Annotated in this window: 18 protein-coding genes and 2 tRNA genes; 4 read left to right on the forward strand and 16 right to left on the reverse strand. The window is 65.8% G+C overall.

What is annotated here, in order from left to right; translation table 11 throughout:
- Positions 1-21: 21 nt before the first annotated feature.
- Complete coding sequence (glmU, locus tag HF680_RS13735) at positions 22-1,374, forward strand: bifunctional UDP-N-acetylglucosamine diphosphorylase/glucosamine-1-phosphate N-acetyltransferase GlmU (protein ID WP_045811293.1); 1,353 nt, start codon at positions 22-24, stop codon at positions 1,372-1,374.
- Positions 1,371-2,054, forward strand: coding sequence for a ribose-5-phosphate isomerase RpiA (rpiA, locus tag HF680_RS13740; RefSeq protein WP_045811294.1), 684 nt, complete (start codon positions 1,371-1,373; stop codon positions 2,052-2,054). The genes glmU and rpiA overlap by 4 nt, the downstream gene beginning before the upstream one ends.
- Here rpiA and HF680_RS13745 read toward each other — a convergent pair.
- The 3 genes from HF680_RS13745 to HF680_RS13755 all read right to left on the reverse strand — a co-directional run bounded on the left by HF680_RS13745 (position 2,051) and on the right by HF680_RS13755 (position 4,244).
- Positions 2,051-2,713, reverse strand: coding sequence for a sugar transferase (locus HF680_RS13745; RefSeq protein WP_317134083.1), 663 nt, complete (start codon positions 2,711-2,713; stop codon positions 2,051-2,053). The genes rpiA and HF680_RS13745 overlap by 4 nt on opposite strands.
- An 80-nt stretch (positions 2,714-2,793) precedes the next feature.
- Positions 2,794-3,291 carry a hypothetical protein gene (locus HF680_RS13750; RefSeq protein ID WP_045811296.1) on the reverse strand — a complete coding sequence of 166 codons (498 nt, stop codon included), beginning with the start codon at positions 3,289-3,291 and terminating at the stop codon, positions 2,794-2,796.
- Entirely contained in the window at positions 3,288-4,244 is a 957-nt protein-coding gene (locus tag HF680_RS13755; RefSeq protein ID WP_045811297.1) for a M28 family peptidase, read from the reverse strand. Before HF680_RS13755 ends, HF680_RS13750 begins: the two co-directional genes overlap by 4 nt.
- Before the next feature lie 120 nt (positions 4,245-4,364).
- Between HF680_RS13755 and ligA the strand changes: the two genes are divergently transcribed.
- Together ligA and HF680_RS13765 are read left to right on the forward strand one after the other, a co-directional pair.
- Positions 4,365-6,698, forward strand: a complete 2,334-nt coding sequence (gene ligA, locus HF680_RS13760) for an NAD-dependent DNA ligase LigA (protein WP_205196290.1) — start codon at positions 4,365-4,367, stop codon at positions 6,696-6,698.
- A gap of 122 nt (positions 6,699-6,820) precedes the next feature.
- On the forward strand, positions 6,821-7,243 hold the full coding sequence (locus tag HF680_RS13765) for a DUF2147 domain-containing protein (protein ID WP_045811298.1): 423 nt from the start codon (positions 6,821-6,823) through the stop codon (positions 7,241-7,243).
- A 72-nt stretch (positions 7,244-7,315) separates the two neighbouring features.
- On the opposite strand, the gene HF680_RS13770 is transcribed toward HF680_RS13765, so the two are convergent.
- The 13 genes from HF680_RS13770 to murA all read right to left on the reverse strand — a co-directional run bounded on the left by HF680_RS13770 (position 7,316) and on the right by murA (position 15,698).
- The gene (locus HF680_RS13770; RefSeq protein WP_185225454.1) at positions 7,316-8,302 is read right to left on the reverse strand and encodes an aldo/keto reductase; all 987 of its coding nucleotides are present in this window, start codon (positions 8,300-8,302) and stop codon (positions 7,316-7,318) included.
- Between the two features lie 109 nt (positions 8,303-8,411).
- Positions 8,412-8,488 (reverse strand) — tRNA-His (locus HF680_RS13775).
- 150 nt (positions 8,489-8,638) lie between these two features.
- Positions 8,639-9,358, reverse strand: a complete 720-nt coding sequence (locus HF680_RS16190) for an energy transducer TonB (RefSeq protein ID WP_017505195.1) — start codon at positions 9,356-9,358, stop codon at positions 8,639-8,641.
- Between the two features lie 14 nt (positions 9,359-9,372).
- Positions 9,373-9,807: an ExbD/TolR family protein gene (locus HF680_RS13785; RefSeq protein ID WP_017505196.1), complete on the reverse strand. Its 435-nt coding sequence runs from the start codon at positions 9,805-9,807 to the stop codon at positions 9,373-9,375.
- Positions 9,808-9,812: 5 nt separating this feature from the next.
- A complete protein-coding gene (locus tag HF680_RS13790; RefSeq protein WP_039247314.1) occupies positions 9,813-10,694 on the reverse strand; it encodes a MotA/TolQ/ExbB proton channel family protein in 882 nt (293 codons plus the stop codon).
- A gap of 533 nt (positions 10,695-11,227) precedes the next feature.
- A tRNA-Phe gene (locus HF680_RS13795) sits at positions 11,228-11,303 on the reverse strand.
- A gap of 27 nt (positions 11,304-11,330) precedes the next feature.
- Complete coding sequence (locus HF680_RS13800; protein WP_045811300.1) at positions 11,331-11,531, reverse strand: DNA gyrase inhibitor YacG; 201 nt, start codon at positions 11,529-11,531, stop codon at positions 11,331-11,333.
- 3 nt (positions 11,532-11,534) lie between these two features.
- A complete protein-coding gene (locus tag HF680_RS13805; protein ID WP_045811301.1) occupies positions 11,535-12,569 on the reverse strand; it encodes a ribonuclease E/G in 1,035 nt (344 codons plus the stop codon).
- Positions 12,566-13,147, reverse strand: a complete 582-nt coding sequence (locus HF680_RS13810) for a Maf family protein (protein ID WP_185225455.1) — start codon at positions 13,145-13,147, stop codon at positions 12,566-12,568. The genes HF680_RS13805 and HF680_RS13810 overlap by 4 nt, the downstream gene beginning before the upstream one ends.
- A complete protein-coding gene (infA, locus tag HF680_RS13815) occupies positions 13,148-13,366 on the reverse strand; it encodes a translation initiation factor IF-1 (protein WP_008261544.1) in 219 nt (72 codons plus the stop codon).
- Between the two features lie 103 nt (positions 13,367-13,469).
- A complete protein-coding gene (locus tag HF680_RS13820) occupies positions 13,470-13,937 on the reverse strand; it encodes a UPF0262 family protein (protein WP_039247308.1) in 468 nt (155 codons plus the stop codon).
- On the reverse strand, positions 13,934-14,419 hold the full coding sequence (locus tag HF680_RS13825) for a DUF2948 family protein (protein ID WP_185225456.1): 486 nt from the start codon (positions 14,417-14,419) through the stop codon (positions 13,934-13,936). The genes HF680_RS13820 and HF680_RS13825 overlap by 4 nt, the downstream gene beginning before the upstream one ends.
- Positions 14,409-15,698 (reverse strand): UDP-N-acetylglucosamine 1-carboxyvinyltransferase, encoded by a 1,290-nt coding sequence (gene murA, locus HF680_RS13830; RefSeq protein WP_185225457.1) that lies wholly within the window; start codon positions 15,696-15,698, stop codon positions 14,409-14,411. The genes HF680_RS13825 and murA overlap by 11 nt, the downstream gene beginning before the upstream one ends.
- Between the last annotated feature and the right edge of the window lie 75 nt (positions 15,699-15,773).

Consider the following 15,773-nt stretch of genomic DNA (forward strand, 5'->3'; position numbering starts at 1 on the left):
GACTAGACTGCGAGACGATTCATGACCAGCCAGACGCGCGCCCGCGCCGCCATCATTCTCGCCGCCGGCCAGGGCACGCGGATGAAGTCGCCGCTGCCCAAGGTGCTGCACCCCGTCGCCCACCGCGCCATGCTGGACCACGCCATCGATGCGGCGGAAGGCCTGGGGTGCGAACGCATCGTCGTCGTGGTCGGCAATCACTCGCCCGAGGTCCGGGCCCATGTGGTGAAACGGCTGGGCGAGGCCGCCATTGCGGTCCAGGACCCGCCGCTCGGCACCGGCCACGCGGTGCGCGCCGCCGAACAGGCGCTGGCCGGTTTCGACGGCGAGGTGGTCGTCACCTATGGCGACGTCCCTTTGCTGAAAGCCGCCGACATCGAGCCCGTGTTCAATGCGGACGGCGTGACCGTCATCGGGTTCGAGGCTCGCGATCCGGGCGCCTATGGCCGTCTGATCGTCGAAGGCGACACCCTGACCGCCATCACCGAGGCCAAGGAGGCGTCGTCAGACGTTCTCGCCATCACCGCCTGCAACTCCGGCGTCATGGCCGCGCCTGCGGCCCTGCTCTTCTCGCTGCTGGCCGAGGTGAAGAACGAAAACGCCAAGGGCGAATACTATCTGACGGATGTCGTCGCTCTGGCGCGGAAGGGCGGCCACCCGACCCGCGCCGTCTTCGCCGCAGAGGACGCGGTGATGGGCGTCAACTCCCAGGCCGAACTGGCTCAGGCCGAGGCCCTGTTTCAGACCGTGCAACGCGACACCTTCCTGGCGGCCGGCGTGACGATGGCGGCGCCCGAAACCGTCCATTTCGCCTGGGACACCCAGATCGGCGCCGGAACCGTCATTGAACCTTTCGTGGTCTTCGGTCCCGGCGCGGTGATCAATGCCGGCGCGCGCATTCGCAGCTTCAGCCATATCGAGGGCGCGCGGGTCTCGGCCGGCGCCGAGGTCGGTCCTTACGCGCGCCTGCGTCCCGGCGCGGACCTGGCGAAGGGGGTCAAGGTCGGCAACTTCGTCGAGGTCAAGAACGTGAAGATGGCCGAAGGCGCCAAGGCCAATCATCTGGCCTATCTGGGCGACGGATCGGTCGGCGCCGGCGCCAACGTCGGCGCAGGGACCATCTTCTGCAACTATGACGGCTTCAACAAGGCTCAGACCCAGGTCGGCGCCGGCGCCTTCATCGGATCGAATTCCAGCCTGGTGGCCCCGGTGGTCATCGGCGACGGCGCCCTGATCGCCTCCGGCTCCGTCATCACCGAGGACGTGCCCGCCGACGCCATGGCCTTCGGCCGCGCGCGCCAGACTGTCAAACCCGAAGCGGCTGCGGCCTTCCGTGCCGAAGCCAAGGTCAGGAAGGCTGCGAAATCCAAATGAGCGACCTCCAGAAGAAGAACGCCGGCGAGGCCGCCGCCGCCCACGTCGAGGCGGGCATGATCGTCGGGTTGGGCACCGGCTCGACGGCCGCCTGGTTCGTCAAGGCGCTGGCGGCGCGCAACCTGCCCGACCTGCGCTGCGTGCCGACATCGGAGAAGACCGCAGATCTCGCGCGCGAACTCGGGCTGACGCTCTCGACGCTGGAGGACACGCCCCGTATCGATCTGACCGTGGACGGCGCCGACGAGATCGGGCCGGGCCTGGCGCTGATCAAGGGGGGCGGAGCGGCCCTGTTGCGCGAGAAGCTGGTGTGGGAGGCCTCGGCACGCTGCATCGTCATCGCCGACGCGGCAAAGGTGGTGCCAGTGCTGGGAACCTTCCCCCTGCCGATCGAGGTCGTCGCCTTCGGTCACAAGACGACAGCCAACCGCATCGCCGATGTGCTGATCGACCACGACATCAACCAGCCGGCGCGCGTGCGTCAGGCGGATCGCGGCCTGGTCCGCACGGACGGCGGCAATCTGATCTATGACGCGGTCTGCAAGGCGATCCACGATCCGGTCCGTCTGGCCGACGATCTGAAACTGATCACCGGCGTGGTGGAGCACGGCCTGTTCCTGGATCTCGCCGACCTCGCCATCATCGGCACGGACGACGGCTTTGAGGAGCGTCTTCCCTAGGACACGCCCCGTCGGCTCAGCACCGCCGGGATCGTGCGCGCCAGGATCGCCAGATAGACGCCGACGGTGCGGTTTCTGACCAGCCAGACATCCATCGCGACACGGCGCGGATAGGGCACGGCGTTTCGGCCCGAGACCTGCCACAGCCCCGTCAGCCCCGGCCGGACCGCGCAGTAGTCGGCCAGTCGCCGGCCATATCGTGCAGCCTCATCGATCACGATCGGTCGGGGGCCGACCAGCGACATCTCGCCCCTCAACACATTGATCAGCTGAGGCAGTTCATCCAGGCTGAACCGTCGCAACAGGCGGCCCAACGACGTAACGCGCGGATCGTGTGTCAGCTTTCGCATCGCCTGCCATTCCGGATCAGAGGCTGAGGGCAGCGCTTGCTCCGCGCCTATATGCATCGAGCGAAACTTGAGGCAGTCGAACATTCGGCCGTCGCACCCGATCCGCTGCTGGCGAAAGATCGCGGACCCTCCGTCCTGCGCCCTGACGCCCAGAGCGATGACAAGGAAGAGCGGCCAGGTCAGAAGCAGACCTGTCAGGGCGAAGAGGACATCCATGGCGCGGGTCGGGTCAAGACGAATGCGGCGTCGAGACGCAACGACGCCGCGTGTCGACGTCACATCGCAGCCGGCCAATTCCGATGTCGACATTCAGCGCCCCCCAAGCGTCACCATGACCTGGGATTGCGAGATTGGCAATCTTGGCGCGTCTTCAGCACAGATCGCTTAGATCAGTCGCCGCCCCACCAGCTTAGCGTGAACGGCGTGCGACGACCGTTGGCCGAAATCGTCCCGGTGACGACAGGCGTCTGATCTCCGAGATTGCGCCGCGCTGTCGCCAATGCGCCATGATCAATCCGCGCCGACAACTCCAACGGGCCCATGCCGGGTACGGAGCCGCGCATCTGGATCCGATCGTCGGTGACGACATAGGCGTCCGGCAGAACCCTGGCCTCGCCTTGCGGGCCGGTCAGCGACAGGATCAGCGGCGGCGAAGCGCGGGCCCCGCCGTCCCAGGCGGCGAAGGCCTCATCCTGACCGACAAACAGGGAAGCCACGAGCGGCATCTCCCCCTCACCTGTCGGGCGATAGTCGCCCGAAATATCACCGCTCAGACGATGCTGGAACGTCGCTTCCGGCATCGACGTCGGTGTCGCGGCGTCGCGCCGCTCGCATGCCGCCAAGCTCAGCACGGCCATGACCGCGACGATCACCCATGAAGATCTCATCGATCAAGCGCCTGATCCAAGGCGCGGAACCCGGCGATGGCGATCTCGGTCGCGCTAGTGAAGACCGACGGCGTGATCCGGTCGAAGGTGTCGCTCGGTCGATGGTAATCGGGATGATAATCGACGCCCATGTACAGGAAGGGCACGCCCGCCTCGTTGAAGGCGCCATGATCGGAGGCGTCGACCCAGTTGTTCTCGCCCGTATCCTGCGGGGTGTCCTTGCCAAAGGCGAAGGACACGGCCCCGTTCGGCACCACGGCCTCAAGCACGGGGCGCAGATTGGGGTGCTGATAGGTCCCGGTGACCCACAGATGGCCATCCGTTTCCGCCCGCGCCGTCATGTCGAAGTTCAGGTTCAGGCTGAGTGACGACAGGGGCACCGGCGGCGCCTTGACGAACTCGCGAGCCCCCAACAGCCCCCGCTCCTCGCCATCCAGCGCAACGATCAGCACGCTGTGTTCCGGCGGTTGGGCCTTCAGTCGCGCCGCCAACTCCAGCATCGTCGCCACGCCCGAGGCGTTGTCGTCGGCCCCGTGGAAGACCTGGCCGTCATTGACGCCGACATGGTCGTAGTGGGCAGTCACCACGATATAGCGGTCGGCGACGCGCGTTCCGGGAATCAGGCCGACGATGTTGACGCCGCTGAAGGTCTTCACGCCCTCGCGCGTGCGGCCCGGCGCCTCGAACCGCTGCAAACGCCCGAACGGCGCCGCCTGGACGCCCATAGCCTCCAGCCGCGACACGATATAGGCGCGCGCCCGCTCGCCGCCTTCCGAGCCCGTGTCGCGGCCCTGCATGTCGTCGGCCGACAGGATGCGCACGTCCTCCAGCAGTTGGCTCGTACCGGTCGCGACGGCGCTCGGCGCAATCGGCGCTGCCGGAGGAACGGCGGTGCAACCGCTGACGATCAGGGCGGCACCAGCTACGAAAAGGCAGAGGGTCGAACGAGTCATACAGGCTCCGATAGGGACGCGCGAACCTAGCGAAGAGCGGACGGCGCGTCAGCCTACGGTTCTGTCATCATCGGCTTTGCGCGATGCACGGGCGGCGCGTCAGATGATATGACGACGGCCATGGCCAACGCGATTCCTCTCGAAGTCCCCGTCGAAGACCTCACCGCCGAGACAGCCGCCGAGTCCCTGGCCTGGCTGGCCGCCGAAATGGCCCGTCACGACGCGCTGTACAACGAGGCGACGCCCGAGATTTCCGACGCCGACTACGACGCCCTGCGTGCGCGCAACCTGGCGATCGAGACCGCCTTTCCCGATCTGGTCCGCCCCGACTCGCCGTCGAGCAAGGTTGGAGCCGCCGCCTCAACCCAGTTCGCCGAGGTGCGCCACGGCGTGCCCATGCTGTCGCTGGACAACGCCTTCGACGAGGGCGAGGTGCGCGACTTCGTCGCCCGGATCGCCCGCTTCCTGAAACTGCCCGCCGACGAACCGATCGCCTTTGTCGCCGAGCCCAAGATCGACGGCCTGTCCGCCAATCTGCTCTATGTCGATGGAAGACTGACGATCGGCGCCACGCGGGGCGATGGCCGCGCAGGCGAGGACGTCACCGCCAATCTGAACACGATCGCCGATGTGCAACAGACTTTGGCCGGCGACGACTGGCCCGACCGGATCGAGGTGCGTGGCGAAGTCTATGCGCCCAACGACGCCTTCGCTGCCTTCAACGCAGCCGCCGAGGCCGAAGGGCGCCGGACCTACGCCAACCCTCGCAACTTCGCCGCCGGCTCCCTGCGCCAGAAGGACGCCCGGATCACCGCCAAACGTCCGCTCAACTTCTTCGCCTACGCCTGGGGCGAACACTCCAGCGACTTCGCCGAGACCCAGTGGGACGCCCTGCAAAAGCTCAAGGCCTGGGGGTTCCCCGTGAACGCCCGCTCGCGCCGGGTCGAGGGCGCCGAAGGCCTGATCGCCGCCTATCGCGAACTGGAACGTGACCGCGCGACCCTGGGCTATGACATCGACGGCGTGGTCTACAAGGTGGATCGCATCGACTGGCAACGCCGGCTGGGCTTCGTCGCCCGCAGCCCCCGGTGGGCCATCGCTCACAAATTTCCGGCCCAGCAGGCCACCACTGTGCTGGAGGGCATCGACATCCAGGTCGGCCGCACCGGCTCCCTGACCCCCGTCGCCCGGTTGCATCCGGTCACCGTCGGCGGTGTCGTGGTGCGCAACGCCACCCTGCACAATGAAGACGAGATCGAACGTCTGGATGTCCGCATCGGCGACACCGTCCGCCTGCAACGCGCCGGCGACGTCATCCCGCAGATCCTGGGCGTGGTCGCCGAGCTACGTCCCGCCGACGCCTTGCCCTATGTCTTCCCTGAACACTGCCCCGTCTGCGGCTCGGAAGCCGTGCGCGAAGGCGGCGAAGTCAAGCGCCGCTGCACCGGCGGCCTCATCTGCGACGCCCAGATCGTCGAACGGCTGAAACATTTCGTGGGCCGCCGCGCCTTTGACATCGAAGGATTGGGCGAAAAGCAGCTGGTCGCCTTCCATGCGCGCGGCTGGATCAAGGAGCCGGCCGACATCTTCCGACTGGCGCGCGACGAGACGCGGCTGAAGGAACTGGAGCGAGACGATGGTTATGGCGAGACCAGCATCCGCAACCTGGTCGCCGGCATCGACGCTCGTCGCATCATTTCGCTGGACCGGTTCCTGTTCGGCCTGGGCATCCGCGACATCGGCGAACAGACCTCCATCGTCCTGGCCCGCGCCTTCGAGAGCTGGTCCGCGCTGAAGGCCGCCTGCCTCCAGGCCGCTTCGGGTGTGCCGTCCGACGCCTGGACCGCTCTGGCCGCCGCCCACGCCATATCGCCCCGCGTCCTGACCCTGATGGCCGAGGCGAAGCAGCCCGCCGTTGATCCCTGGCCCGAGGCCACGATGGACATGAAGATCAGCCAGGCCTTTCCGGGTATGGCCGCCCCCGCCCGCCGGTCGTTGGCGACGATGGTTCACGACTGGTCCGGCCTGGTCGAACTGGCCCGAGTCGCGCGCGAGGACGGCCCGTCCGAAATCCTGAACCAGATCGCCGGCGTCACCGGCGTCGGCCCCGTCGCCGCTGAAGCCCTGGGCCACTTCTTCCACGAGCCGCACAATCTAAGGGTCGTGGAGGCTCTGGAAGCCGAACTGACCCAGATCCTCGACGCCGAACGCCCCAAGTCCGACACCCCGGTCGCCGGCAAGACCGTCGTCTTCACCGGCGCCCTGGAGCGCTTCACCCGCGACGAGGCCAAGGCCCGCGCCGAAAGCCTGGGCGCCAAGGTGTCGGGTTCGGTGTCGAAAAAGACCGACTACCTTGTCGCCGGCCCCGGCGCCGGCTCCAAGCTCAAGGACGCCGAAAAACATGGCGTCCAGGTGCTGACCGAGGACGAATGGCTGGCCCTGATCGGCGGCTGAAGTTGACCTAAGGGTCGGTTTTCGTTGGTGATCGCTGGGGTTTTGGCCTTGTTTTCAACCGAAACCGCGATCAACGTCCGCTTCAACGGGCGGCGCGACCGACCCGACGAAAGGGAACGACTATGAAGAACAAGATCATGCTGGCCGCAGCGACCCTGGCGGGCGCCCTCGCCTCTCCGGCCCTGGCGGGCGACCCGACGGGCCTGTGGCAGACGCCGACCAATGGCGGTCAGGTGCGGATCGCGCGCTGCGGACAGGCGCTGTGCGGCACGCTGGTGACCTCGGACCACATTCGCCGCGACGCGAATGCGCGCGACGCGAACAATCGCGACGCCTCGCTGCGGAACCGCACCCTGCGCAATCTGCCCATGCTGACCGGCTTCACCGGCGGTCCGACGGAATGGCGCAACGGCTCGGTCTATAACCCGGCCGACGGCGGCACCTATCGCGGCACCATTACCATGACAAACGACAACAGCCTGCGTCTGCGCGGCTGCATCGTGGCTCCGCTCTGCAAGACCCAGACCTGGACCCGCATCCAGTAGGATCAGGACCCCCCACATACGAAAGGCCCGGCCGGAGTGATCCGACCGGGCCTTTCTCATGTCTGCCCTAGTTTAACGGTTCAGCGCCGCCCGCGCCGCCTCGGCGTAGCGATGCCCCGTCGCCGCGCCCTTGGGGAAGACGTCCTCGATCCGGGCGAGATCCTCAGACGTCAGAACGACGTCCACGGCCGCCGCATTCTGCTCCAGGGTCGCGATGCGGCGCGTGCCGGGGATCGGGATCAGATCCTCGCCTTGCGCCAGCACCCAGGCCAGCGCCAGTTGCGCGGCGGTTATGCCCTTATCCGACGCAATGGCTTTCACGGCCTCGACCAGATCCAGGTTCTTCTGGAAGTTCTCGCCCATGAAGCGCGGATTGGTGCGGCGGAAGTCGTCTGCGTCCAGGTCATCGATCGAGGTGATGTCGCCCGACAGGAAGCCGCGGCCCAGCGGGCTGTAAGGCACGAAACCAATTCCCAGTTCGCGCACGACCGAGAACAGTTCGTCCTCCGGTTCGCGGCTCCACAGCGAGTATTCCGTCTGCAGCGCCGTGATCGGATGGGTCGCATGCGCCTTGCGCAGGGTGTCGGGCGCGGCCTCGGACAGGCCCAGGAAGCGGACCTTGCCCTCCTTCACCAGTTCCGCCATCGCCCCGACCGTGTCCTCGATCGGCGTGTCCGGATCGACGCGGTGCAGATAGTAGAGATCGACGTGATCGACGCCCAAGCGTTTCAGGCTGCCCTCGATGGCGCGCCGCACATTGGCCGGGCTGCCGTCGGTCATCAGTTTTGTGCGGTCGGCATTGTAGTTGATGCCGAATTTGCTGGCGATGAAGGCCTGATCGCGCCGGTCCTTCAGCGCCTTGCCGACCAGCACCTCGTTGGTGTGGGGGCCGTACATCTCTGCGGTGTCGAACAGGGTGATGCCCAGATCGAGCGCGCGATGAATGACGGAAATGGACTGGGCCTCGTCGGCGCCGCCGTAGAAGGCGCTCATCCCCATGCAGCCCAGGCCAATGGCCGAAACCTCGGGGCCGTTCGCACCCAGCTTACGCGTCTTCATGGGGCCTTCTCCTGTCGATGTGGGGATCGGCCTAAAAACAGATAGGACGGCCGACGATCAGGAGATGGTCGCGGCGACGGCGGGCTGCAAGCCCGGCCGTGCTTTGCGATGGTACCGCCTCTCAGGCTTGAACTGAGGACCTCCGGTTCCACAAACCGGCGCTCTAACCAACTGAGCTAAGGCGGCCCGCGCATCGCGAGGCGCGTTCTCTACCGGGCCTGCGGCAGGCGATCAAGCGCCTTCCTCATATTTCGTCAGGAGATTTCGCGGGTGACCGCCCAAACAAAAACGCCCCGGAGATTGCTCTCCGAGGCGTCTTGTCTGTTGCCGTGACGATCACCCGAGGGTGAAGGGCACCCGGACGCGGAAGGTCGCGTCTTGAGCGGCGCCGTCGACGGTCCGCGGAGACAGTTGTCCACGCTGAACCACCCGAATGGCGGCGCGGCCGAAGCCCATTCCGGCAGGCTCTTCGGACACCACGCGGCAGTTCGCCGGAGATCCGTTGGAGCGCGCCGTGCACTCGACCGTAGCCGAACCGCTGATTTCACGCTCCAGCGCACGCGCCGGGAAGTCATCAGCCGTCGGACGCGGTTGGCGCGACCACTGAACGTTCGTGATCGTCGACGGACGCGGCGGAGCCGGCGGTGCGGGCGGAGGCGGCGGTCCAGGAATATTGACGGGCGGACCCGTGTATTCAACCCGATCTTCCTTCTTCGTCGGCGTGATGTTGACCGGCGGAGGGGGAACGATGTTCGGGACCGGAGCCGGCACGCGCACCTGAAGCTTCGGCGGCGGAGGCGTATCCGTCGGCGGAGGCGGCGGGGGCGGAGGCGGCGGAGGCGGCGGAACCGGCTCGACCAACTCGACCTCGACGGACTCGTCGACGTAGTTGAACTCCTTCAGCTTGAACTTGGACTGCTGAACAAAGAAAATCAGCAACGCAAACAAGATGCTGACCACCATCAGGCAGACGATCAGCACGGGGTAGGACACCCCCATGAAGCCCTTCTTCTTGGGTACGTCGTAGCGACTGCGATGATATTCGACGTCTGTCATACTATCTCCGCATCCTAACTCGTCGCCTGGTCTTCGCCGACCAGCGCAACGCTATAGAAGCCGTTATCCTGCAGCGCATTCATCACCTGCATGAAGTCGCCGTAACGGGTGTTCTGGTCGCCCCGAATGAAGATCCGCTCATCGGCCGGGTTCCGGGATCCGATCTGTTTTTTCAGATCTTCACCCAGGGCTCCGACGTCGGTCCGGAAATCGCCCACATAGACGTCGCCGTCATTCTGGATCGAAATATAGACCGGCTTGGGCGGGTTCGGGGCCGCCTTGGCGACGGCGATTGGCAACTCAACAGGCACCGACACGGAGGCTAGCGGAGCCGCCACCATGAAGATGATGAGCAGGACCAGCATGATATCAACGAAAGGCGTAACGTTGATATCACTGTTGGCCTGAGGCAGGTTGCCAGCGCCGCCCGATTTAATCTTGGCGGCCATCCGTCTTACGCCCCCTTGTCGAGCTGACGCGAGATGCCGTTCAGCAGCTCAGCGGCGAAGCCGTCGGCGCGCGTGCCGTAAGCAGCGATGCGAGTGTTGAAGTAGTTGTAGAACACAACGGCCGGGATAGCGGCGAACAGACCGATGCCGGTGGCCAGCAGAGCCTCAGCGATACCCGGAGCCACGACGGCCAGGTTGGTCGTGTTCGACTGGGCGATACCGATGAAGGAGTTCATGATGCCGTAAACGGTGCCGAACAGACCGACGAACGGACCGATCGAGCCGACCGACGCCAGGAACTGCTGGCCGCCCGACAGGCGCAGGGCCAGACCGGATTGCACGGCGGCGACAGCCGACTGAGCGCGGGCCATGGCCGAGTCGAGGTGATCGCCGGTGACCGACAGACCCGATTGACGCGACAGTTCGATTTCCTCGGTGGCGGCGGCGGCCATGTCGGCCAGCGGGTTGCCGTCGAACTCTTCCTGAGTCGAGATGGCGCGCATGTCAGCGATGGTGCGGGCGCCGCGGAAGTTCTCAAGGAAGTTGTCGGTCTTGCGGTTCAGAGCGCCGAACTCGAACAGCTTGATGAGCAGCAGGGTCCACGACAGGATCGAGGCCAGCAGCAGGCCGGCCATGACGACCTTAACGACGACCGTGGCTTCCATGAACATGGAGATCGGGGTGATGTCGCCGTGACCGCCGCCGACGGCGTCGTTCACCGTTGCGGGGTCAGCTTCGCCGGCAGCCGGAGCGGCGGCTGCGGGAGCCGCAGTCGAGGCGGCCGGGGTGGGCTCGGCCGGGGCCTGGGCCAGGACCGGCGAGCTCGCCATCAGCGCGGCGGCGCCGGCCATGGCGAGAAGGATATTCGTCTTTTTGCTGTTCAGCATAATTCGCCAGTTCCTGCTTGGTCTGACTCGTGGAACCAAAGGTGCGGCCATAGTCAGCGACCGCCCCCCAACCTGAAATGTTTCCTTCAACGCGCCCGTCCTTTCGAGGATCAGAGCCCGCTGAAATCTTCGGTGGAGATCGAACCGGTCGCCCGCCTCGTCTCCGCTGGTCGAACCTTCGGAGACACGTCTCCGGCGATCCGCATTAACGTCTTCTTGCGAAGGCGCCTCAACCCTTTGACGAACCCTTACCGGAGCGTCAAGGGACAAGAGGGGCTTTTAACCCGTCGAGAGACATGGAGAAAAGTTCCACCAACCGGTGCATTAGAGTGCAGCCGCGCGACATTTTGATGATGATCCGACGTCAGATGGAGCAAGTTTGTTCAAAACGGCCATCCTGAGCGCGATCATTTCCCGATATGGCGAGTTGTAGGGCTGATCGCTGCAAGCCAGCTGAATCCCGAGGGCGGCGCGAAGGCCGCAGCGCAGGATCATGCGCTCAAAACAATCGATTTTCACGGTGTGGGAAAAGATGGTGCCTGGAGGCGGGTTCGAACCACCGACACGCGGATTTTCAATCCGCTGCTCTACCAGCTGAGCTATCCAGGCGCCGACGCGGCGTCGCGAGAGGCGGGTCTATAGGGGAGGCTTTTCCGCCTGTCCAGCGCCCAATCCGTCCTTTTCGTCATCATCTTCCGCGCCCTCGTCCAAGGCGACCGGAATGGCGTAGCCGCCTGTGAACCAGCGCTGCAGATCGACGTCGGAACAGCGGCGTGAGCAGAAGGGCTTGTACTTGGGATCGGCGTCGGCCTTGCGGCAGATGGGACAGGAAGCCACGGCTCAACCCTCTTCTATTCGTCCGCGCCCTGGCGGGATCGCGGCATCGGCCTGGATCACCGCTCGCGGTCCCAGACGCGCCGCCAGCGGATAAGCGATCAGGGCTTCGTCCAGTGCGCAGCGCCCGATGATGCGTGGCGACAAGGTATCCGCCAGCAGTTGCCGTCGCAAAGCGCGCACGACAGATATAGCCCGCGTCTGGACCGAGGGGCGTCGGCCGGCGTCGAGCAAGACCTCCTCGATCGGCGTGCGGCGCCAGGGAAGCGACATCTGCAACAGGCCGAATCGACTGACGGGTCCGAAGACGGCCTGGGGTTCATGACCGAACGCGGCCCGCACGACCTTGGACTGCGCCTCGGCGTCCTGACCGTCCCCGACCATGTCGATGACGACTAAACCACCCCAGTTACGCAAGCCGATCAGCCGCGCCGCCTGTTTCAACCCCTCGCGATTCGCAACCGCCCTTGCCTGTTTCGGATCACGACCGGGGGTGGAGGTGAAGTCGATGTCCACAGCCACCAAGGCGCGCGTGCGTTCGACGGCGAGATCGATTCCATGCGAGGCGAAACCGATCGATTGAGCCAAAGCCTCCTCCTCCGCCTCGACCACGGCGTCGATGGCGGCGATGCCGGTGACTGATTCCTCGCCGGGCGCGAGCTCGCGCAACTGTTCGGCGATGCTGGGTGCGGGCTGAATCAGGCGGGGCGTCCCCTCCCCCGGTCCTAGATACCGAACTGCCGCCCCTTTCCCGGCACGAGGTTCGGCGGCAACGACGACTTCCAGCCGTTGGCCTTGGGTGATTCGGTCATTTCTCGGGAACGGCAGAAAGGCGGCGGTCTGTGCGGCGATATCAACGAAGGCGCCGCGCAAGCCGGGGTTCACCTCGATGACACGCCCCACCGAGCGGGCGCCGAGCTGGGTCTGCGCCGCATCATCCTCGCGGTGGATCAGAAGATGAGTATAGCGGCCGTCGCGCATGATCGCGCCACGCGTCTCGCCAGGCGTCTCGTCGAGGAAGACCTCGACTGCGCCGCTCATGAACGCCAGCCGACGCCGTGCAAGAGCTGGACGGCCTCATAGACGGGCAGGCCCATCACGGAAGGATGGCTGCCGACGATGCGCTGGATGAAGGCGGCCGCTGGGCCCTGAATGCCATAGCCGCCGGCCTTGCCGCGCCAGTCGCCCGTGGCGACGTAGGATGCGATCTCGTGGTCGGACAGGGGTTTGAAGGTCACGCGGGTTTCGTTGACGCGCGACGATAGTTTTCCGTCGCGCCACACGGCGACGCCGGTGAAGACGCGGTGATTGCGGCCGGACAGCAGTTTCAGAAAACGCGTCGCCTCGGCCTCGTCCGCCGCCTTCTCCAGAAAACGACGCCCGACAGCGACAACCGTATCGGCGGCGATGACAACCGCGTCGGGACGGCGTTCTGCGACAACCAGGGCCTTCGAGGTGGCGAGCCGTTCGGCCAGACGCGGCGGGGTCTCGCCCTTCAGAGGCGTCTCGTCGATGTCGGCGGGATCGATATGGTCGGGCGTGATCCCGACCTGCGCCAGCAGTTCGATGCGGCGCGGGCTGGCCGAAGCCAGCACCAGTTCGGGGCGACCCGCAGCCACTTACTTGAAGCGATAGGTGATGCGACCCTTGGTCAGGTCGTAGGGGGTCATTTCGACCAGCACCTTGTCGCCGGCCAGGACTCGGATGCGGTTCTTGCGCATCTTGCCGGCGGTGTGGGCGATGATCTCGTGGTCGTTCTCGAGCGTCACGCGGAAGGTGGCGTTCGGCAGCAGTTCGCTGACGGTGCCGGGAAACTCGAGCAGTTCTTCCTTAGCCATGCGGCCTCTCACGCCCGTTGAATATGCGTTCGACCCCACGCCGGGCGGGCGCGAGGGGCGGAATGGACGGGCCTAATGCCCGAAATCACAGAGATAGTCGAGGTCAGCCGCGACGGTAGAGGGCGCAGAGCAATGTAAACAGGCGCCGTGACGTCTCGTGATCGACCACGATCTTGCCGTCCAACCGCGTCTTCAGCTGCTCGGCCCCTTCGTTGTGAAGGCCGCGCCGGCCCATGTCGACCGATTCGATCTGGCTGGCCGAGGATCCGCGCAGCGCCTCGTAGTAGCTGTCGCAGATCATCAGATAGTCCTTGATCACACCCTTCAGCGGCGTCAGGCTGATGGCGTAGGTGCGCGTGAAGTTGTCGCCGTCGATGTCGAACACTAGGCGATTGTCCTGAAGCGACAGTTTCAGCCTGTAGGGTCCGCCCTCGGCGCCGACGGGCTCGAAGCTGTTCTTCTCGACCAGATCAAAGATGGCGACGCGACGCTCGTGCTCGATCTCGGCCGTCGCCGCCGGCAGGGTCGCGGCGTCCAGTTCGACCGAGGCCAGCTTATGATCGGCGCTCATGCCGCAGTCCCTTCGTCCAGTTCGGGCGTGTCCAGATGGGTCGGCGCGATCCGTGCGGGCCAGCGGTCGGAAATGTCCGTGACCACGGCGTCCAGACATTCCACGTCGATTCGCAGATCACCGCCGCCGGCGAACATCAGGATGACGCGCCCGCTCAGGTCCTCGGTCGGAATGAATTCGAGCGCGAGCAGTTCGAGCGAGGCGTCGGGACTGCGCGACAGGCGACGGCTCTTGACCGCCAGAACGTCGCCGAACTGCATGGCGCACATCACGCGCGTCCCGCCGCACTCCCAGCAGAAGCGGCTGAAGGCGATGGTCAGGGTTCGGGCCGCCTTTTCCCAGACGATGTCGACGGGGCGCAGGATCGCGTCCTGAAGCGCGGCGGAGATGATCTGAAGATCGTCGGCGTCCTCGGCCAGCAGACGCAGCGGTTCGACCGGCGCCTTGGCTTCGGGGATGACGCTGTCGATCTCAGTGCTCATCACCTATTCCCCTTATGCGGCGGATGTCGGCTCCGCACGCGCCGAGCTTTTCTTCCAAACGCTCGAAACCGCGATCCAGATGATAGACGCGTCCGACCGTCGTTTCGCCCTCGGCGACGAGGCCTGCGATGACCAGGCACATCGAGGCCCGAAGATCTGTGGCCATCACCTGGGCGCCGTGCAGAACCTCGACGCCGGTGACGTGCGCCTCTCCGGCGTGGACCGAAATGTCGGCGCCCAGTCGCGCCAACTCCGGCACGTGCATGAAGCGGTTTTCGAAGATCGTCTCGCGAATCGTGCTGACGCCCTCCGCCGTCGTCATCAGCGCCATGAACTGGGCCTGAAGATCGGTGGCGAAGCCCGGATAGATGGCCGTCTCGACATCCACGGCCTTCAGGCGTTGCTTCGGGTCGCGCTTGATCAGCACGCCGTCGGCGGTCGGCGACACCTCGACGCCCGCCTCGACCATCTTGTCGGTCAGCGAACCGATCAGTTCAGCCCGCGCCTTGGTCAGCCGCACCTCGCCGCCCGCCATGGCGGCGGCGACGGCGTAGGAGCCCATCTCGATCCGGTCGGGAATCACCGACCAGGTCGTCCCGTTCAGCGACGAGACGCCGGTAATGGTCAGGACGTCCGTCTCGATGCCCTCGATCCTGGCGCCCATGGCCGTCAGACAGTGGGCCAGATCGCCGATCTCGGGTTCGCGCGCCGCACGACGCAGGACGGTCGTGCCCTCAGCCAGCACGGCGGCCAGAAGCGCATGTTCGGTGGCGCCGACCGAAACGAAGGGGAACTCGATCTCGGCGCCCTTCAGACCCTTGGGCGCGCGGGCGGTGACGTAGCCTTCGTCCAGCTCGATCTCGGCGCCCAGCGCCGTCAGCGCCTGCAGGTGCAGATCGACCGGACGCGCGCCGATGGTGCAGCCGCCCGGCAGCGAGACCTTGGCCTCGCCGGTGCGCGCCAGCAAAGGCCCAAGCACGTTGAACGAGGCCCGCATCTGGCGAACCAGATCATAGGGGGCGAAGGTCGAGGTCAGGTCCTTGGCGTGGAACAGGCTCTCCTGCCCGTCCGCGCCGTCACGCTCGGTCACTTCGATGCCGAACTGGCGCAGCAACTGACCCAGGAATCGGGTGTCGGCCAGGCGCGGCATATTGGTCAGCAGCAAGGGCTGATCCGTCAGGATCGAGGCGGCCATCAGCTTGATGGCGGAGTTCTTGGCGCCGCTGACGGGAATGTCCCCGAAAAGCTGGGCGCCGCCCTGAATGGCGATGCTGTCCATGACGTCCTTAAGCGCGCCCGGGGCCAACGCCTCGGGGGGAAGGTTCTCTAGCAAGCCGGCGGGCGCTTGCCAAAG

The sequence above is a fragment of the Brevundimonas huaxiensis genome (assembly GCF_014218725.1).
Taxonomy (GTDB): Bacteria; Pseudomonadota; Alphaproteobacteria; order Caulobacterales; family Caulobacteraceae; genus Brevundimonas; species Brevundimonas huaxiensis.